Origin of the sequence: Stenotrophomonas sp. MYb238 (assembly GCF_009496535.1) — a bacterium.
Classification (GTDB): domain Bacteria; phylum Pseudomonadota; class Gammaproteobacteria; order Xanthomonadales; family Xanthomonadaceae; genus Stenotrophomonas.
Map to the genome: position 1 here is coordinate 209,223 of NZ_WIDL01000001.1, position 19,521 is coordinate 228,743.

Below are 19,521 nucleotides of genomic sequence, written 5' to 3' on the forward strand. Positions count from 1 at the left end.
GAAGTCGTGCCACCGTCATCAACCGCGCATCAGGGTGGATTTGCCGAACAGGCTCTCGACCAGGTCCACGGCCAGCTTGGCGGTGCGGTTGCGGCGGTCGAGCAGCGGATTGAGCTCGACGATGTCCAGCGAACCCATCAGCCCGGTGTCGGCGATCATCTCCATCACCAGCTGCGCCTCGCGGTAGTTCACCCCGCCCGGCACCGTGGTGCCCACGCCCGGGGCGATGCTCGGGTCGAGGAAATCCACGTCGAAACTAACGTGCAGGTGGGTGTTGGCGTCTATGCCGTGCAGCGCCGCTTCCATGGTGCGCTTCATGCCGCTTTCGTCGATGTAGCGCATGTCGTACACGTCCACCCGGTGCTGCTTGATCAGCCGCTTCTCGTCCTGGTCCACCGAACGGATGCCGATCTGCCGCACCTGCTGCGGCGAGATCGCCGGGGCGTCGCCGCCGAGCCGGGTCAGCGCGTCCGGGCCGAGCCCGCACAGGCAGGCCACCGGCATGCCGTGGATGTTGCCCGAAGGGGTGACCTCGGAGGTGTTGAAATCCGAATGCGCGTCCAGCCACAGCACGCGCAGCTGCTTGCCCTGCTCGCGGCACCAGCGCGCGACCGCGGTGATCGAGCCGATGCCCAGGCAATGGTCGCCGCCGAGCATGATCGGCAGGCGGCCGTCGCGCAGTTCGGCATGGGTCGCTTCCATCAGCGCATGGTTCCAGGCCACGACCTCGTCCAGGTGGCGGTAGCCGTCCACCGGGCCGGTCCACGGATTGCGCGGCCCCTGCAGGTTGCCCACGTCGCGCACGTCCACCCCGCGCGCGGCCAGCGCCTCGGGCAGGCCGGCGATGCGCAGCGCCTCCGGTCCCAGGCGTGCGCCGCGGTGCCCGGCACCGACGTCGGTAGGCACGCCGATCAGCGAAACGGGACGATGCGTGGCCATGACTTTCTCCGTTGCAAATGAAAGCAGTTTAACGAGCGCAGGTTACAGCTGCCTGCGGCAACGCAGCAGCCATCGCCGCCGGTGCCTGCCCCGTACGCGCTCCGACATCGCCCGTCGCTGGCGCGAAGGGGTGCCGCCATGCAGGGCGGCAACAAAAAAGGCCCGCCGGAGAACCCGGCGGGCCATGGGGAGAGAGTCTTGCGCTGCCTGCCGGCGCCGGACATCGCGGCGCCGTGCAGGGAGTTACATGCAGGGGCGGCGCTCGGCCTGTTCCGGCAGCAGGCTGCGGTCGAACACTTCGCCCAGGTCCGGCCCGCGCGGCAGGTGGCGCTGGGCGACGGTCAGGTCCAGGCCGGCCTGCATGCGTACCGGGTCGATGTCGCCGACGCCGTCGCGCGCGATCCGCTCGCGCCCGCCCATGTCGTCCAGCGTGTCCATCAGCCGGCCCAGTTCGACCTTGGCGCTCTCGTCCGGGTTGTGCGCGACCAGCATGTCGATGGCCGCCTGCGGCTCGCACAGCGTGTCCATGACCCCGCGGTTGACCGCGCGCACCAGCCCGCGGGCGACCTGCGGCTGTTCGTGCAGCAGTTTCGGCGACACCATCAGCGCGCTGCCGTACAGCTCGGGCACCGCGTCGCGGAAGCGGAAGAAGCGCAGCCGTTCCTCGACCTTGCCGCCGGCGGTGGCGATCGCCGCGGTGCTGGTGGAGGAATAGCCGAACAGCGCGTCGGAGGTGTGGTCGTCGAGCAGGCCGATCAGCGTCTTCCAGTTGCCGGGATTGGGCACGATGGTCACCGACTTCGGGTCCAGGCCCACTTTCGAGGCGAACTGCTCGAAGGTGTTCAGCGCCACGTCGGTGCCGTGGCCGGTGATGGTCCTGCCGGCCAGCTGGGTGGGTTCCTTCACCGGCGAGGCGAGCGGCAGGATGATCACCGAGGGCGACACGTCCATGACCATGTACACGCCCACCGGCGCCTGCCCGGGCTTGTGCGCGGCCTGTTCGTAGGTGGCCTGGATGTCGCCGTAGCCGGCATCGAAGCCTTCCTCGAGCATGCGCCCGGCGGCGGTGAAGGCGCCGCGCCCGTCGGTGAACTCGACCTCGATGCCTTCGTCGCGGAAGTAGCCGCGCTGCTGCGCGACCAGGAACCAGGCGTTGGCGCCGGAAAAGCCGGAGTTGAGCAGGAAGCGCAGCTTGTGCGGCGTGGCCGGCTGCGCGGGCGCCGCGGCGGCCGGCGCCGCCGGCGCGTCGTTGCGGCCGCAGCCGGCCAGCACCAGCAGGGCCGCCATCGCGGCGGCGATCATCGTCGGCTTCATGCGTGGTCTCCTGCTGCGATGCGCGGGCGCGCGCGTTCGGCCAGCGGCGGCAGGTAGGCGCGCGTGAAGATTTCTTCCGGCTTCGGCGTGCGCGGCAGGCGGCAGGACGTGGCCATCAGCTGGATCGAACGCTGCAGGCGGCCGTCGTCGATGTCGCCGATGCCGATCTTGAGCGCTTCCGGATGCGCCATCTCCACCTCCAGGGTGCCCATCAGGCGCGGGCCGTCGACGTGGTCGGCGAACTTCGGCGCCATCTTGCGCGTGGCTTCCAGCGCGGCCTTGGGGTCGGCCAGGGTCTCGACGATGCCACGGTTGACCGCGGCCACCAGCGCACGCGCCGCATCCGGGTGTTCCTTGAGGAACCTGGGTGTGAGCATCAGCGCATTGCCGTACATGTCCGGCACCAGGTCGCGGTATTCGAGGAAGCGCAGGCCGGCGCGGCCGTCGATGTTCTTGGCCGCCAGCGCGGCGATGATGGTATGCACGAAGCCGAACACGCCGTCGGTGTGGCCATTGAGCACGTCCTCGCCCAGCGTGGTCATGCTGGTGGTCGAACGCAGGATCGACACGCGCGACTCATCCACGCCCGCGACCGATGCGTAGGCCGGGAACACCTCGATCGCGGCGTCGATCGGATGGCCGCCGATCACCTTGCCTTCCAGGTCCTTCGGCGAATGGATCGGGCCGTCCCTGCGTACGCCGATGGTCAGCGGCGTCTGGTTGAAGGCCACGTGCACCGCGACCGGGCAGTTGTCCGGGCGCAGCCCGGCCAGCTTGATCAGCGCGCACAGGTCGCCGTAGCCGCCGTCGAAGCCTTCCTGCGGGATGCGCGGCACCACCGAGGCGGCGCCGTCGCCGGCGGCGAACTCGATGTCCAGCCCGGCGTCGGCGAAGTAGCCGCGCTCGTGGGCCAGGCAGAAGAAGGCATGCGGCCCGGACAGGGCCGAGTTCAGCAGCAGCCTGACCTTCAGGCGCTGGCCGCCCGCGGTCGCGGCGGTGCCGGCCTTTGCCGCATCCGCGGCGCGCGCGGCGGCCTGCGCCGGCGCCAGCACGCCGGCGGCCGAGGAGAGGATCGCCGCGGTGCCCAGCACCGTACAGAAATCACGTCTGGATTTGTCCACTGAGTTGCTCCCTTGCTGCGTGTACAGGTAACGCGAACGAAAAGCGGGCGGGAGCGACGCTCCCGCCCATCACGGTCAGAACTTCTGCTGGTACTGCATGTAGACCAGGCGTCCCAGGTCGAAGCCGCCGTAGTAGGAGAAGTCGCTGTTCGGACGCGAGTACAGCGTCGGCCCGACCTTGCCCAGCACGTTGTTGGCGCCCAGCATCACCATGCCGTCCCACGGCAGGGTCATGCGCAGCTGGAAGTCGTTGAACACCGTGGGCCCGACCGTGCGCAGCGGCTGGCGGCCGGTGTAGGGCGAGACGAAATCCGGCTTGTCGCATTCCGGGCCGCCGGTCAGGTCGAACGCGCAGGCTTCCTTGATGCCGGAGTAGTAGCGCACGCGCCACATCGCGCCGAACATGCCGCGCGACCAGTCGGCGGTGAAGTTGGACCGCAGGCGGAAATTGGCGCCGAAGCCGGTGGTGTGGTTGACCGGAGTCGTGGCCAGGTCGTTGCTCTTGATGTCGCGGTAGCTGGTGTAGCTGCTGTTCCACTCCAGCTTGATGTCGCCGATCGCCATCGACGGCAGGCGGTAGCGCAGGCCCAGGTCGACGCCGGAAGTCTTCAGCCAGCCGGCGTTGGTGAAGGCGTAATTCAGCGTGGTGATCTCGCCGGTGAGCGGATCGCGCTTGAACGCGCCGCAGGCGCTGGCCACGTTCCTCACGTAGCAGTCGTTGAGGATGTCGGTGGGCGTGTTCTGCACGATGGCGTGCTGGATGTCGATCTTCCACCAGTCCAGGGTGACGCCCAGGCCGTCGGCCCACTGCGGGCTGTAGACGAAGCCGACGGTGGTGGTGGTGGAGGTCTCCGGCTTGGTGTCCGGGTTGGAGCCGGAGATGAAGGCCAGGTTGGACTGCACGTTGGGGCTGCCGGCCGGCACCCCGCCCGATGCCACCTGGCGGTAGCCGACAGGCACCGCGGCCAGGCACGCCGCCGAAGCGCGGGCCACGCCGAAGCGGCTGTCGCACGGGTCGGTATAGGCCGGGAAGAAGTCCTGCTCGCCGCCGAACAGGTCGTTGATGGTCGGCGCGCGGAAGCCCTGGCCCCAGTTGGCGCGCACCAGCAGCTCGTCGCTCGGGCGCCATTCCAGCCCGACCTTGGAGTTGGTGGTGCTGCCGAACACGTCGTAGTCCGAGTAGCGCGAGGCCACGTCCAGGCTCAGCGAACGCGCGAACGGCAGGTCCTGCAGCAGCGGGATGTTCAGTTCGGCGTACACCTCGTTGGCGCGGTAGTCGCCGCGGGTGGGCGCCTTGCGCGAGTTGGTGGTCTCGCCGCGCTGCTTCTGCAGGCTGGGAGTGAAGGTGCCTTCCTCGGTGCGCGCTTCCATGCCCACGGCGAAGGCCAGGTCGCCGGCCGGCAGCGCGAACATCGTGCCGCTCAGGTTGGCGGTGAAGCTGCGGGTGCGGGTCTCGCCGCGGTCCAGGTTGTCCGGCACCAGGAAGGCGCGCAGCACCGGGTCGGCCAGCGTGCCGCCATAAGCGCCGCCGTAAGGCGCCAGCGGGTTCCACGGCACGCACTGGCCGGCGCCGCTGCCGTATGCGATGGGCGCGGCGGCGCTGCCGCACTCCACGCGGCCGGTGGCGGTGTTGTAGTACGACGGGCCCGAGGCCAGCTGCACGTTGCGCAGGTTGAGGTCGCCGGTGCCGGTCTTGTCGGTGCGCAGGCGGTTGAACAGGTAGCCGGCATCCCAGTACAGGGTCTGCCCGCCCCAGTCGAAGTTGCCTTCCAGCATCATGCTGGCACGCACGGTGGTGACCTTGTTGTTGCCCGAGCGCGGCACTTCCCAGGTACGGCGCTGGTAGTTCACCGCACGGGGATTGGCAACCCCGCTCTGGTTGCCCAGCGGGTTGTAGTAGCTGTCGATGGACAGCGGCGCGTTCATCGCGCCCCACACCCGCGACTGGTACGGATAGCCGGGAATGTTGCGGAAGGTGTCGCGCACGCTGTACAGCGCGCTGCCGCGCAGCAGCAGGCGCTCGTTGATCTCGAAGCCGCCGTCGACGAAGGCCGACTTGCGCTCCATGCCGGTCTTCAGCGTCTGCTGCTCGGTCACGTTGGCGTAGTCGGCCACCGCGGTGCGGTGGTAGTTGGCGATGTTGCGCGGATCGGCGCCGGCGTTGACCGTCAGCGAACCCAGGGTGGGGTCGATCAGGGTGCCGTGCTGGTTGATCGCCGACAGGCCGGTGGTCGGATGGCGCACCGTGCTCGGAAAGGCGCTGTACGGACGGTCCGAGGCCCACACCGGGTCCTCGTCGGTGTACTGCAGGGTGCCGCTCAGCCAGCCCCAGTCGCGCTTCATGCCCCAGGACAGGTCGGCCGACTTGGTGGCGCCGTCGCCTTCGGAGTACTGGCCGAAGTAGGCATTGGCCAGGCCGCCGTCGAAACCGCGGCGGGTGATGATGTTGACCACGCCGGCGATGGCGTCCGAACCGTAGATGGCCGAGGCGCCGTCCTTGAGGATCTCCACCCGTTCCACCGTCGCCGACGGGATCAGCGACACGTCGGCGTAGCCGCCGGTGGTGGTGCCCAGGCGCTGGCCGTTGACCAGGATCAGGGTGCGCTGCGCGCCGATGTTGCGCAGGTCGATGTAGGTGCCGCCGGCTTCCTCGCTGTCGGACTGCACCCGGGTGCGGCTGGCGGCCGGCGCGCCGGCGGCGGGCGAGGACTGCAGCAGGTCGCCGACCGAACGCAGGCCGGAGCGGTCCACGTCCTCGCGCGAGATGGTCTCGATGGGCTGGACGGTCTCAACGTCGACCGTGCGCATGATGCGCGAGCCGGTCACCTGCACCGCGTCCAGCGTGCGCGCGTTTCCCGCTTCGGGCGCGGCGACCGCCGCCGGCTCGACCTGGGCATGGACATCGCCGCGGGCGGGCACGACGGCCGGTTGTGCCTCCTCGTCCTGCGCATCGTCCTCGCGGCTGAGCGTGACCACGGTGCCGTCGTCGCGCACCACCTTCAGGCCGGTGCCCTGCAGCAGGGCCTGCAGCGCGGCGCGCGCATCGTGGCTGCCGGAGATCGGCGCGGTGCGCACGCCTTCCAGCCCCCGGGCCGGCGCGACAATCTGCACGTTGGCCTGCCGCGCGTACTCGGGCAGCGACTTGGCCGCCGCATCGGCCGGGATGTTGAAGTCCCTCTGCTGCGCGCCGGCGCAGAACGAGACCAGCGAGGCGCCCGAGACCAGCGCGAAGGAGATGGCGTTGAACAGCGTGCTTTTCCGGTGGTTCATGTCTCACCTTGCAGGAGGGCCGCTGCCCGCGCGTGGCGCGGGCATGGCGTATGGAGAAGGATGAAGCGTGACGGTCCGACCCTTCCTCCACATGTTCGTCGTGGAGGCGCAGCGACAGGGGCTGATAAATGGGATGCAGGGAAGATGGCGTTCCGCCACCGCGGGCTGAAATATTTTTCTGCTGCCTGCCGTGGCCGGCGCGGATCCGCCGGCGCTCCCTTCCGTGCCGGCGGTGTTCCCATGGAATCCGGCGCATGCCATGCCGGCACGCGCATCGCGCGGCACCGGCGAAGGCGCCGTCAGTAGCTGCCGGCGGCGGCCTTCTTCTTCGGCCGCGCGCGCAGCACGATCTCGTTGTCGCCCAGCGCCATGTCCAGGTGCATGCTCTGCGCGGCCGCGCGCGAGAAGCCGATCGGGTCGGTCGCCGAGAACATGCCCACCACTTCCAGTCCGGCCACGTCCGGATCGGCGATACGGATGCGCAGGGTGTTGTAGCGCGCGAACTCGCGCGCCACCTCCTCCAGGGTCTCGCCGCTGAAGGCGATCATGCCGTCGCGCCAGGCCAGTTCGCGATGCACTTCGGCCGTGTCCACCCGCGCCACCACCGGCGTGCTGCGCTCGGGCAGCGAGGCCTTGTCGCCGGCATGCAGGCGCAGCGGCGGCTGCTCGGCCTCGTCGACCTTGACCACGCCCTCGCGGACCAGCACGTTCACCCTGGCCGGCGAACGCCGCACGCTGAAGCTGGTGCCCACCGCGACGACCCGGGTGCCGCCGGCGGTCACCGCGAACGGGCGCCGGCGGTCCTTGGCCACGTCGAACATGGCTTCGCCGCGCAGCAGTTCGATGTCGCGGTGGCCCTCGTCGAAACGCACGCGCAGGCGCGAGTCGGTGTTCAAGGTCACCACCGAACCGTCTTCCAGGGCGACGTGCGAGATCTCGCCGATCCGCGTGGTGTAGGTGTCGGCGCCATCGTCGAGGAAACGCAGCGTCGCCACCGTCACCAGCGCCAGCGAGGCCGCCAGTGCCGCCGCGCGCCATGCCCAGGCCCGCACCCGCGGGCGCACGACCCGGTCATCGGCGGCCTCGGGCGCCGGTTCGCCGCGATAGAGCCGGTCGCAGCTGGACATGATCGCCCGCATCCGCCCGTACGCGCCGAGATGGCGGCTGTCGGCGGCCAGCCAGGCCGCGAGCTGCTCGGCCTCGGCCGGCGACAGCGTGCCGGCATCCTCGCGCGCCACCCACTCGGCGGCGACCGCATTGATCTCATTTCTCACGGATTGCCTCCTTTCCTCCAGGGCCGCGCCTGTCCTGGCGGCCCGTCGTCGATCTGTCCACGGCCAATGCCTGGCCCAGGTACTTGAGCGCCTTGACCATGTGCTTTTCCACGGTGTTCTCGCTGATGCCCAGGCGCACGGCGATGTCGCGCTGCGGCAGGCCCTTCATCTTGCGCAGCATGAACACCTCACGGCAGCGCTCGGGCAACTGCCCGATGCAGTGCTCCAGGTAGCGCAGCTCCTGCACGCCGGAGGCATGCGACTCCGGCGATGGCAGGTCGCTGGCGATCTCCAGCCGCCCGATCTCGCCGATGCTTTCGATGTCCACCACCTTGGCGCGCCGCAGCCCCTGCAGGATCACCGACTTGGCGGTCACGAACAGGTAGCTGCGCGCGTCGCGGATATGGCCCACGTCCTCCATCGACATCAGCAGCGCGTAGCACTCCTGGATCACGTCGTCGACGTCGGCGTGGCTGCGCACGTGGCGGACCAGCCAGCCGCGCAGGATGGGTTCGTGCGGCAGCACGTTGCGCGACAGCCAGCCGGCGCGCTCGCGCAGGGACGGCGCGTTCATGCCCCGCCCCGCCTGCGCAACCGCCTGTGATCGCATTGCAGCATCGCCATGTCGTCCCCGTCCGGAAGCCCGCTCGTCATCAAATGGGATGCACGGGCGACAGGCTTCCGCCACTCCCCGCCCGCGGCGGACCGCCCCGTGCCCCGGAAGCCTTGGGGGACAAGGAGGAACGCCCCGTGCCAGTCCCCGGCCGGCCCCCGTTCCGCCTCCGCGCGGCGCGGTTGACCCACGTCAAGGACAATGCTGCGGCGCCTGCCTAGTCTGGCGCAATGGCCACTCCGTCTCCCCTGTTCGATCCCGAGCTGCTGCGGCGCTACGACACGCCGGGGCCACGCTACACCTCCTACCCCACCGCGCCGCAGTTCACGCCCGAGTTCCAGGAAGCCGACCTGCGCGAGATGGCGGCGACCAGCAACGGCGACCCGATCCCAAGACCCCTGTCGCTGTACCTGCACATCCCGTTCTGCACCAGTCCCTGCTTCTACTGCGGCTGCAACCGCATCATCACCCGCGACGCCGCGCGCGGCGCCGCCTACCTGACCCGGCTGTACCGCGAGACGGCGATGATGTCGGCGCTGTTCGACCGCGACCGCGACGTCGAGCAGGTCCACTTCGGCGGCGGCACCCCCAATTTCCTCGCGCCGGCGCAGATCGCCGAGGCCATGGACGTGCTGCGCCGGCACTTCTCCTTCGCCGCACCGCAACGGCTGGACTGCTCCATCGAACTGGACCCGCGCTTCATCACCCCCGACGAAGTGGGCGAGCTGGCCGCGGCCGGCTTCAACCGCGCCAGCCTGGGCGTGCAGGACTTCGATCCGGAGGTGCAGCGCGCGGTCAACCGCATCCAGGGCGTCGAACAGACCCTGGCGATCATCGACGCCTGCCGCCGGTACGGCCTGCGCTCGGTCAACGTCGACCTGATCTACGGCCTGCCGCGGCAGAGCCTGGAAGGTTTCTCGCGCACCCTGGACATCACCCTGCGGGCGCGCCCGGACCGGCTGGCGATCTACGGCTACGCCCACCTGCCGTCGATGTTCCGCCCGCAGCAGCGCATCGACGCCAGCGAACTGCCCAGCCCGGAGGCCAAGCTCGGCCTGCTGCAGTGCGCGATCGACAAGCTCGGCCAGGCCGGCTACGTCTACATCGGCATGGACCACTTCGCCCTGCCCGACGACAGCCTGGCCGTGGCCCAGCGCAACGGCAGCCTGCACCGCAACTTCATGGGTTACACCACCCACGCCGAAAGCGACCTGGTCGGCCTGGGCGTGAGCGCCATCAGCCACATCGGCCCCAGCTTCAGCCAGAACCCGCGCGACCTCGGCAGCTGGGAGCAGGCCATCGACCGCGGCCACCTGCCGGTGTGGCGCGGCATGCGCCTGGAAGAGGACGACGTCATCCGCGCCGACGTGATCCAGCGCCTGATGTGCGACGGCGCGCTGGACTACCGCGACATCGAGCAGCGCCACGTGATCGACTTCGCCGGCTACTTCGCCACGGCGCTGCAGCGCCTGCAGGCGCTGCGCCAGGACGGGCTGGTGGAGCTCTCCGCGGACGGTCTGCGGGCCACCTCGCGGGGGCGGCTGCTGTTGCGTATCATCGCCATGTGCTTCGACAACCATCTGCCCACCGCCGATACCGCCGCCGCGACACCGCGCTTCTCGCGTACGGTGTGACCCCGACGGGAGAGCCCGAATGAGTTCGCCGCTGGTTTTCCCGCGCACCGACGCGCGCGTCGTCGCCGACGACGGCGACGCCCTGACGTTCTGCTCCACCTGCGCGTTCTCCCAGGCCTGCCTGTCCGAGGGCATGGACAAGGGCGCGCTGGCCGACCTGCATGTGCTGGTCGAACACGTCGGGCCGCTGCGCGCCGGCGAGCACGTGTTCCGCGAGGGCGACCCGTTCGGCGCGATCGCCGCGGTCCGCGCCGGCACCGTCAAGACCTACCAGACCGACCGCAACGGCCACGAGCAGGTGCTGGGCTTCCACCTGCCCGGCGAGGTGATCGGCCTGAACGCGATCCACGGCGACCGCTACCCGTGCAACGCGGTGGCGCTGGATACGGTGATGCTGTGCCGTTTCTCGTTCCCACGCATCGCCCTGCTGGCCACGCGCCTGCCCAACTTGCAGCAGCACCTGTTCAAGCTGATGAGCCGCGACATCGGCGTGGCCTCGCTGTTCGCGCGCGACAACAGCGCCGACGAGCGCATGGCCGCGTTCCTGATCGGCCTGTCGCGGCGCCTGGCCGCGCGCGGTTTCTCGCCGCGCCGGTTCCAGCTGACGATGGCCCGCACCGATATCGCCAACTACCTGCGGCAGGCGCCGGAGACGGTGAGCCGGGTGCTGCGCCGGTTCGAGCAGGAAGGGCTGCTGCACATCAAGCAGCGCGACGTGGAGATCCTCGACCTGCCGCGCCTGGAGGCGATGGCGCTGGCGGTCCTGCGCGACTGAGTCCGCGGGCGATACGGCTTCCCCATATTCCGAAGCCCCGTGGAGCCCGCCCCGTGCGGGCTCTTTTCATTGCAGCCTTTGCAGTTGCTGCCGTTGCCGTTGCCGTTGCCGTTGCCGTTGCCGTTGCCGTTGCCGTTGCCCGTGATTTTGCTGCTGCTCCTCTGCTTTTGATTTCCGGGTCCCCTTCCGCAGCGACGGAGCCGGCGGACAAGACCCCGCAGGGGCGACGTGCATGGGTTCGGCGGAAAAAGGCGAAGCACTGCTTCGCCCCGCCGGACGGGCAGGCGCCGTGCGGCGACTGCCCCGGACTCGACCGCGAAGCGGACGAGCACGTCGTTTTTCGACGAGACATGGATGTCTCGTCGAAAAATCCCGGAGGCGGAGTGGACCCGGAGTGCCGCAGGCACGCAGGGCGCGTAGGCAGGGGCGTGTTGACCAGCCATTCGGCTGTTGGAAAAGCGCTTCTCTTGGTTACTTCTCTTTGCTCGTGCAAAGAGAAGTAACTCGCTCCTGCGAAGCAGGGGCGAAAGCTCTGCTCTAAAGCTTTCTCTTCTTGCCTTGCTTCTGGCTCGGCCTACCGGCCTTATGGCTATCGCTTTGACACAGATGCCCAGATCGTTCGCTCTGTCGATCCCGCAGAGACCCGAGCAAGGGCAACAACAGGATCAAGAGCTTTCGCTCCCCTTCGGGGCGCGAGCTACTTTTCTTTGCTCGTGCAAAGAAAAGATAGCCAAAAGAAACACGCCCCTGCCTCCGCGCCCACGGCACGCGTGCTGGGTCCACTCCGCCGGCGGGATTTTTCTACGCGACATCCATGTCGCGTAGAAAAACGGCGTGCATCCATGCACGCCGCCCTTCGGGTTTTTCCCGCCGGCTCCGTCGCTGCGGAAGGGGACCCGGAAGTCAAAAGCCAAGGCAAAACAGATCACAGCAACGGCAACAGCAACAGCCGGCTCACCGGGCCGCGAGACCGCAATCACCCCCACCCTTGACCTGCGTCATGGAGCCCCCCGGCCGCCCCGCCGATGATGCGGCCGTTCCCCAGGAGAGCCGCATCATGAATTCGACACGCAAGCTGTGGGTAGGGCTGGCCGCCCTGCTCATCGCCTCGTTCGCCGTCCTGCTATGGGTCGGCAGCGAGGTCCATCGCCAGGCCCCCCCGCTGCCCGAAAAGGTCGTGGCCGAGGACGGCCGAGTCATCTTCACCCGCAAGGACATCGAGACCGGCCGCCAGGTCTGGCAGTCGATCGGCGGCCAGCAGCTGGGCTCCATCTGGGGCCATGGCGGCTACGTCGCCCCGGACTGGGGCGCGGACTGGCTGCACCGCGAGGCCGAGGCCGTCCTGGACATATGGGCCAGGCGCGAGGCCGGCGCGGAGAACTACAAGGCGCTGGACGAAGCCACCCAGGCCGCCTACGCCAAGCGCGTGCAGACCCTGCTGCGGCCCAACACCTATGACGCCGTCGACGGCACGATCGTGGTGGACAACGACCGCGCCGAAGCGATGGCCACGGTGGCCGCGCACTACGAGAGCCTGTTCTCGGCCGACCCGGCCACCGCCGAACTGCGCGAGGCCTATGCCATGCGCAACGACACGGTGCCCGACGCCGAGCACCGTCGCGAACTGACCGCCTTCTACTGGTGGGCGGCCTGGGCCTCGGTGACCGAGCGTCCCGGTTCGGACATCAGCTATACGGCCAACTGGCCGTCCGACAGCCTGGTCGGCAATACCGCCCCGCCGAGCACCTTCATCTGGACGGTGTTCAGCATCCTGTTCCTGATCGCCGGCGTCGCCCTGCTCGGCTGGCACTACGCGGTCAACCACGGCGATGAAATGGCGCCGGTGCTGCCCAAGACCGACCCGCTGGCCGCCATCAAGATCACCCCGTCGATGCGCGCCACCGCCAAGTACTTCTGGGTGGTGATCGCGCTGTTCCTGACCCAGATCCTGCTCGGTGCCATCACCGCGCACTACCAGGTCGAAGGCCAGCAGGCCTACGGCTTCGCCATCTCCGACGTACTGCCGTACTCGCTCACGCGCACCTGGCACACGCAGCTGGCGGTGCTGTGGATCGCCACCGCCTGGCTGGGCATGGGCCTGTACATCGCCCCGGCGATCTCCGGCCACGAGCCGAAGTTCCAGCGGCTGGGTGTGAACTTCCTGTGGGTCTGCCTGATCGTGATCGTGGTCGGCGCGTTCGCCGGGCAGTGGTTCGCGGTGATGCAGAAGCTGGGCCTGAAGCACAACTTCTGGTTCGGCCACCAGGGCTGGGAATACGTGGACCTGGGCCGGTTCTGGCAGTGGTTCCTGTTCATCGGCCTGGTGCTGTGGCTGACCCTGGTCGGTCGTGCGCTGTGGCCGGCGATCAAGAACGGCGGCGAATCCAAGTCGATCGTCAGCCTGCTGTTCCTGTCGGTGGTCGCCATCGGCCTGTTCTACGCCGCCGGCCTGATGTGGGGCGAGCACACGCACCTGTCGATGGTCGAATACTGGCGCTGGTGGGTCGTGCACCTGTGGGTGGAAGGCTTCTTCGAGGTGTTCGCGGTGGCGGTCATCGCCTTCCTGTTCACCCGCCTGGGCATGCTGCAGGTGAAGTCGGCCACGGTGGCCGTGCTGTTCGCCACCATCGTGTTCATGGCCGGCGGCGTGCTCGGCACCCTGCACCACCTGTACTTCGCCGGCACCCCGACCGCGGTGATCGCGCTGGGCGCCAGCTTCAGCGCGCTGGAAGTGGTGCCGCTGGCCTACGTGGGCTTCGAGGCGTACCACAACTACCGCATGGGCAAGGCGACGCCGTGGATGGCCAAGTACAAGTGGCCGATCCTGTTCTTCATCGCGGTCTCGTTCTGGAACCTGGTGGGCGCCGGCCTGTTCGGCTTCCTGATCAACCCGCCGCTGTCGCTGTACTACATGCAGGGCCTGAACCTGACCCCGACCCACGGCCACACCGCGCTGTTCGGCGTGTACGGCATGCTCGGCATCGGCCTGATGCTGTTCTGCCTGCGCGGCCTCAAGCCGAACGTGGTGTGGAACGAGAAGCTGCTCAAGGCCAGCTTCTGGGCGCTGAACCTGGGCCTGGCCGGCATGGCCGCGTTCACCCTGCTGCCGCTGGGCATCCTGCAGCTCAGCGCCGCGCTCAAGCACGGCTACTGGTACGCGCGCTCGGCCGAGTTCATGCAGCAGCCGATCGTGGACATGCTGGTGTGGATGCGGGTGCCGTCCGATACGCTGTTCAGCGTCGGCGCGCTGGCGCTGGCCTGGTTCGTGTTCCGCCTGTGGGTGGCGCCGAAGAAGGTGGCACTGCCGGTGGGCGAGGCCGATCAGGCCTGATCCGGCAAACGCACGATGCAACGGGAAGAGCCGCGCAAGCGGCTCTTCTTTTTTGAGCGGTCGGCAGCAGGCACTGTTGCTGTTGCTGTTGCTGTTGCTGTTGCTGTTGCTGTTGCTGTTGCTGTTGCTGTTGCTGTTGCTGTTGCTGCTGTTGTTGTTCCTTGCTTTTGACTTACGGATCCCCTTCCGCAGCGACGGAGCCGGCGGGAAAAACCCGAAGGGCGGCGTGCATGGATGCACGCCGTTTTTCTACGCGACATGGATGTCGCGTAGAAAAATCCCGTCGGCGGAGTGGACCCAGCCCGCGTAGCGGGCTGGGCGCGGAGGCAGGGGCGTGTTTCTTTGGGCCACGTTTCTTTGCACGAGCAAAGAAAGGTGGCTCGCACCCCGAAGGGGGAGCGAAAGCCCTTGATTCTGCTTCTGCCCTTCTTGGGCTCCCCAAGGCCGGCCAGAGCAGAGACCGGGAGAACCGTGCCCAGGCGATAGCCGGGAAATCCAATGGGCAAACCCAAAGGCAAAGCATGAAAGCGGGCGCTTGAAAGCAGAGCTTTCACTCCTGCTTCGCAGGAGCGAGTTACTTCTCTTTGCTCGTGCAAAGAGAAGTAACCAAGAGAAAGCACGGGCCGGGCCGCGATCCGTCGGGCTGCGCCCGCCGGTTCCCTGCGCTCCTCGCGGGCCAGGGGGACGGCGCACAACTCGCTTCGCTCAGACACGTGCGCCTCTTCGCCCCCTGTCCCGCTGCGGTGCTCAGCTCGCTCTACGGCCGGGGAAAGTCAGAAGCCGAGAACAACAGCAACGGCAACAACCGCCAGCCTCCAGCCCGCGACCGGCCCCAAACCTGACCCACGTCAAGGCACCACCCGCCGCCCGGTAGCAAGCTGCACCCCATGAAAACCGAAGCCGCGCCCCCTCCCCGCCTCTCGCCCGCCTGGCTCGCCCACGCCCCGCACCGGCTGATGTTCTTCGTCGGTGCCGGCAACGTGCTGCTGGCCATGCTGTGGTGGGCGCTGTGGCTGGCCGCGGCGCGCTGGGGCGGCTGGACGATGCCGGAGCTGGCGATCCCCGCCGGCTGGCTGCATGCCTTCGTGATGCAGTACCTGGTGCTGCCCAGCTTCATCTTCGGCTTCCTGCTGACCGTGTTCCCGCGCTGGATGGGCCTGCCCGACCTGGAGCGCTGGCGCTATATCCCGGTGGGCCTGGGCCTGATGGGCGGGCAGCTGGCGATCCTGCTGGGCGCGGCCGGGTGGCAGGCCGGGCTGACCGTCGGGCTGTGGATGGCGCTGGCCGGCTGGACCTCGGCGCTGTTCACCCTGGGCCGGCTGCTGGCCGACGAGAAAGGCCGTACCTGGCACGCGCGTTCGTGCTTCGCCGGTCTGGTACTGGGCTGGCTGGGGCTGGCGATGTTCGTCGCCTTCGTGCTCGGCGCCTCGCCCACCTGGGCGTTCGCCAGCATCAAGCTGGGCGGTTTCGGCCTGCTGCTGCCGGTATACGTGACCGTGGCGCACCGCATGTTCCCGTTCTTCGCCGGCAACGCCGTGCCGGGCTACCGTCCGTGGCGCCCGCTACCGTGGCTCGGCGCGGTCTGGGCGCTGCTGCTGGCGCACCTGGGCCTGGAGCTGGTGCATGGCTACGCATGGCTGTGGCTGGCCGATGTGCCGCTGCTGCTGTTGACCGGCTGGGCGGTGTGGCGCTGGTGGCCGCGCGGGCGCATGCCCGGCCTGCTGGCGGTGCTGTTCGTCGGCACCGCGTGGCTGCCGGTCACCTTCGCGCTGTACCTGCTGCAGAGCTTCACCTACCTGGCCAGCGGCGAATTCGTGCTGGGCCGCGCGCCGATGCATGCGCTGTTCATCGGCTTCTTCGGCAGCCTGCTGGTGGCGATGGTGACGCGGGTGACGCAGGGCCATTCCGGGCGGGCGCTGGTGATGCCGAAGGTGGCGTGGTTCGCCTTCGGCCTGCTGCAGGCGGTGGCGGTGATGCGCATCGTCGCCGACATCGCGCCCGATGCCCTGGCGTGGCAGGCGGCGGCCGCCTTCGGCTGGCTGCTGGCGCTGGCGCCGTGGGTGACGCGGATCGGCCGGATCTACCTCGCGCCACGCGCGGACGGACGGCCGGGATGAGCGCGATGCTGGCCTTCTACCCCGATATCAAGCTGGTCCACATCAGCGCGGCGATGACCAGCGGCGCGCTGTTCGCGCTGCGGGCGCTGGCGCTGCTGGCCGGCATGCGCTGGCCGCGCCTGGCCGCGGTGCGCTACCTGAGCTACACCGTCGATACCGTGCTGCTGACCGCGGCGATGATGCTGCTGACGATCCTGCCGGCCGGGCTGTTCGCCAACGGCTGGCTGTGGGCGAAGATCGCCTTCCTGCTGGCCTACGTCGGGCTGGGCATGGCCGCCTTCCGGCAGGGACGCAGCACGATGGCGCGCGCGGTACTGGTGGCCGCGGCACTGCTGTGCTTCATGCAGATCTACGGCATCGCACGGGCGCATCACCCGCTGGGCTGGCTGCTGTGGCTGGGCAGCTAGACCCGCCGGCACTGCATCTGGACCTGCGCGGCCTGCCGGCCCCGCAGCCGATGGAGCACATCCTCGCCCGGCTGCACACCCTGCAGCCGGGCCAGCGGCTGGTGGCGCTGACGCCGCTGTATCCGGCGCCGCTGCTGCCGATGCTGGAACAGCTGGGGTTCGCCTGCGATGCGCGCGCCACCGACGACGGCGCCTGCCTGGTGATCTGCCACGCCACCGACCGGCACCTGCTGGACGCCCCAGCCGGCCCATGAGCGGGCTGGCCTTCGCCCAGGCGCCGCCGCCATCGCATCCGCTGCGCTTCCTTGCCACCGCCCTGCTCTGGGGCGCCTTGGCCGGCGCGTGGCTGCTCGCCGGCGGCGGCGCATTGCTGGTGTCGCCGCACGCGCCGGCCACCATCGCGCTGGCGCATGTCTTCGCCCTGGGCGTGCTCGGCAACGCGATGCTCGGCAGCCTGGTGCAGTTCCTGCCGGTGGCGGCAGCCAGCCCGCTGCCGCTGGCGCGCGGCGTCCCGCTGCTGCATGTCGCGTTCAACCTCGGCGTGGGCCTGTTGCTGCCGGCCATCGCCGGGAACGTGGCCGCCTGCGGCCTGGCCGCGGCGCCGTTGCTGGTCGCCGCACTGGCGTCGTGCGCATGCGCGGTGCTGGTCGCGGTGGTGCGCGGCAGCGGCGCGCGCGCGGTGCGATGCGGCATCGGCCTGGCGGCCGCGGCGCTGCTGGTCACGATCGTGCTGGGCGTAGCACTGCTGGCGATGCGGCTGGGCTGGATGGCCCCTGCCACCCGGCCGCTGCTCGGCCTGCACGCCAGCTTCGGCCTGCTGGGCTGGGTGCTGGGGTTGCTGGCCGCGGTGGGCACGATGGTCGTGCCGATGCTGCAGGGCACGCGGCCGGTTCCCTCGACATGGCTGTGGGGCTGGCTGGCGCTGCTCGGCGGCGTGCTGCTGGCTGCCGCCGCCGGCGTCGCCGGCATCGCGCTGCCGCAGCCCCTGGGGCGCGTCATGCCCATGCTGCCGCTGCTGCTGTTCGCTGCCGCGGTGATCGTCCTGCAGCGGCGCGCGCCGCACAGGCGCGGCCCCATGCTGCGCCGTTTCTGGGCGCTGGGCAGCCTGTCCCTGGCGGGCGCGGCGCTGGCGATGCCGCTGCCCGGCTGCGGCCTGCTCGCCGGCGCGCTGGTGCTGGCCGTCGGTTTTCCTGCGCTGGTGCTGGGCATGCTGATGGAGATCGCCGGCTTCCTGGCCTGGATCGAACTGCGCCGGCGTATGCCGCGCGGCACGCGCGTGCCCGGCGTCGGCAGCCTGTTCGCCGAATCGCACAAGCGGCGCGCGTGGTGGCTGCATGCCGCCGCCGCACTGGCCTTGGCCGCAGCCTGCCTGCAGCCGCAACTGGCGCGCGCGGCCGGCACGCTGGTGCTGCTGGCCTGGCTGCACGCTGCGTTCGCGCTGTGGCGCTGCTGGCGTTCGGCCACGGCCTGGCAACCGGCCCCGTCGCCGCCGCGGGCCTCACCCGGTGGCCTTTGACATTAGTCAAGCGCGGCGCGCTTGCCTTGTTTTCCGGGCTTTTGCGGGGCCACGGATTGATCAGGATCAACGCTGCCGGAAGGGCGCCCCGGGAACATGAACCCATCGGCCAAAGGCCATTCACGGGAAAGTGTCATGAAGCGCCTGCAACACCCGCTCGTCGCCTGCGCACTCGCCGGCGCCATCGCCGCCGCCTTCGCCGGCAATGCCTTCGCGGCGAAGAAACCCGCTGCCGAAGCCCCCATGGAAACGATCCAGGCGGTGCTGACCGCGCCGCCGTTCGCACCGCCGCCGATCACGCGCAAGACGCCGGCCCATGTCGTCGTCGACCTGGAAATGGTCGAGAAGGACATGCGCATGGCCGACGACGTGAGCTACAACTTCTGGACCTTCGGCGGCACGGTGCCGGGCAGCTTCATCCGCGTGCGCAAGGGCGACACGGTGGAGTTCAAGCTGAAGAACCACCACAGCTCGCACTTCTCGCACAACATCGACCTGCACGCCGTCACCGGCCAGGGCGGCGGCGCCGAAGCCACGTTCACGCTGCCGGGCAAGGAAACGCAGTTCACCTTCAAGGCGCTCAATCCGGGCCTGTACATCTACCACTGCGCGATGGCGCCGGTGGGCATGCACATCGCCAACGGCATGTACGGCCTGATCCTGGTCGAGCCGGAGGAAGGCCTGGAGCCGGTGGACAAGGAGTTCTACGTGGTGCAGGGCGACTTCTACACCGAAGGCGCGCACGGCGAGCCGGGCCTGCAGCCCTTCAGCCTGGAGAAGGCCATCGAGGAACACCCCACCTACGTGGTGTTCAACGGCTCGGTCGATTCGCTGCAGGGCGACAAGGCGCTCACGGCCAAGGCCGGCGAGAAGATCCGCATCTTCGTCGGCAACGGCGGCCCGAACCTGGTGTCGAGCTTCCACGTCATCGGCGAGATCTTCGACAAGGTCTATACCGAGGGCGGCAGCAAGTACCAGGAGAACGTGCAGACCACGCTGGTCCCGGCCGGCGGTTCGGCCATCGTCGAGTTCAAGGCCGACGTGCCCGGCAACTTCGTGCTGGTGGACCACAGCATCTTCCGCACCTTCCACAAGGGCTCGCTGGGCATCCTCAAGGTCGAGGGCGATAAGAACCCGGAGATCTACACCGGCCAGCAGCACGACATCGATTACAAGGAAGGCGAGCCGCAGGGCAGCCAGTACAAGTAAA

General features: G+C 69.1%; 15 protein-coding genes. 9 read left to right on the forward strand and 6 right to left on the reverse strand.

All coding sequences use genetic code 11. The annotated features are described in order from the left end of the window. Positions 1-18: 18 nt before the first annotated feature. The 6 genes from rocF to CQ393_RS01100 all read right to left on the reverse strand — a co-directional run bounded on the left by rocF (position 19) and on the right by CQ393_RS01100 (position 8,492). On the reverse strand, positions 19-939 hold the full coding sequence (gene rocF / locus CQ393_RS01075; protein ID WP_153189763.1) for an arginase: 921 nt from the start codon (positions 937-939) through the stop codon (positions 19-21). Positions 940-1,182: 243 nt separating this feature from the next. Continuing rightward, on the reverse strand, positions 1,183-2,253 hold the full coding sequence (locus CQ393_RS01080) for an ABC transporter substrate-binding protein (RefSeq protein WP_153189764.1): 1,071 nt from the start codon (positions 2,251-2,253) through the stop codon (positions 1,183-1,185). Continuing rightward, on the reverse strand, positions 2,250-3,374 hold the full coding sequence (locus CQ393_RS01085) for an ABC transporter substrate-binding protein (protein ID WP_194269542.1): 1,125 nt from the start codon (positions 3,372-3,374) through the stop codon (positions 2,250-2,252). The genes CQ393_RS01080 and CQ393_RS01085 overlap by 4 nt, the downstream gene beginning before the upstream one ends. 75 nt (positions 3,375-3,449) lie before the next feature. Next, complete coding sequence (locus tag CQ393_RS01090) at positions 3,450-6,644, reverse strand: TonB-dependent receptor (RefSeq protein ID WP_153189766.1); 3,195 nt, start codon at positions 6,642-6,644, stop codon at positions 3,450-3,452. 299 nt (positions 6,645-6,943) lie between these two features. After that, positions 6,944-7,918 (reverse strand): FecR domain-containing protein, encoded by a 975-nt coding sequence (locus CQ393_RS01095; protein WP_153189767.1) that lies wholly within the window; start codon positions 7,916-7,918, stop codon positions 6,944-6,946. Further along, positions 7,908-8,492, reverse strand: coding sequence for a sigma-70 family RNA polymerase sigma factor (locus CQ393_RS01100; RefSeq protein ID WP_194269543.1), 585 nt, complete (start codon positions 8,490-8,492; stop codon positions 7,908-7,910). Before CQ393_RS01100 ends, CQ393_RS01095 begins: the two co-directional genes overlap by 11 nt. A 269-nt stretch (positions 8,493-8,761) precedes the next feature. On the opposite strand from CQ393_RS01100, the gene hemN reads away from it, so the two are divergent. From hemN to nirK, 9 genes are all read left to right on the forward strand, one after another. Then, the gene (hemN, locus tag CQ393_RS01105) at positions 8,762-10,165 is read left to right on the forward strand and encodes an oxygen-independent coproporphyrinogen III oxidase (protein ID WP_153189769.1); all 1,404 of its coding nucleotides are present in this window, start codon (positions 8,762-8,764) and stop codon (positions 10,163-10,165) included. A 19-nt stretch (positions 10,166-10,184) separates the two neighbouring features. After that, entirely contained in the window at positions 10,185-10,940 is a 756-nt protein-coding gene (locus CQ393_RS01110) for a helix-turn-helix domain-containing protein (RefSeq protein WP_153189770.1), read from the forward strand. A 1,057-nt stretch (positions 10,941-11,997) separates the two neighbouring features. After that, positions 11,998-14,271 carry a nitric-oxide reductase large subunit gene (locus CQ393_RS01115; RefSeq protein ID WP_153189771.1) on the forward strand — a complete coding sequence of 758 codons (2,274 nt, stop codon included), beginning with the start codon at positions 11,998-12,000 and terminating at the stop codon, positions 14,269-14,271. Between the two features lie 76 nt (positions 14,272-14,347). Continuing rightward, entirely contained in the window at positions 14,348-14,581 is a 234-nt protein-coding gene (locus CQ393_RS01120; protein ID WP_153189772.1) for a hypothetical protein, read from the forward strand. A 577-nt stretch (positions 14,582-15,158) separates the two neighbouring features. Continuing rightward, a complete protein-coding gene (locus tag CQ393_RS01125) occupies positions 15,159-16,388 on the forward strand; it encodes an NnrS family protein (RefSeq protein WP_153189773.1) in 1,230 nt (409 codons plus the stop codon). Beyond that, the gene (locus CQ393_RS01130) at positions 16,385-16,795 is read left to right on the forward strand and encodes a SirB2 family protein (RefSeq protein WP_306767919.1); all 411 of its coding nucleotides are present in this window, start codon (positions 16,385-16,387) and stop codon (positions 16,793-16,795) included. The genes CQ393_RS01125 and CQ393_RS01130 overlap by 4 nt, the downstream gene beginning before the upstream one ends. Next, on the forward strand, positions 16,780-17,049 hold the full coding sequence (locus CQ393_RS01135; RefSeq protein WP_153189774.1) for a DUF2249 domain-containing protein: 270 nt from the start codon (positions 16,780-16,782) through the stop codon (positions 17,047-17,049). The genes CQ393_RS01130 and CQ393_RS01135 overlap by 16 nt, the downstream gene beginning before the upstream one ends. After that, the gene (locus CQ393_RS01140) at positions 17,046-18,311 is read left to right on the forward strand and encodes a hypothetical protein (protein ID WP_153189775.1); all 1,266 of its coding nucleotides are present in this window, start codon (positions 17,046-17,048) and stop codon (positions 18,309-18,311) included. The genes CQ393_RS01135 and CQ393_RS01140 overlap by 4 nt, the downstream gene beginning before the upstream one ends. Positions 18,312-18,446: 135 nt before the next feature. Further along, positions 18,447-19,520, forward strand: a complete 1,074-nt coding sequence (gene nirK, locus CQ393_RS01145) for a copper-containing nitrite reductase (protein WP_153189776.1) — start codon at positions 18,447-18,449, stop codon at positions 19,518-19,520. Position 19,521: the final 1 nt, after the last annotated feature.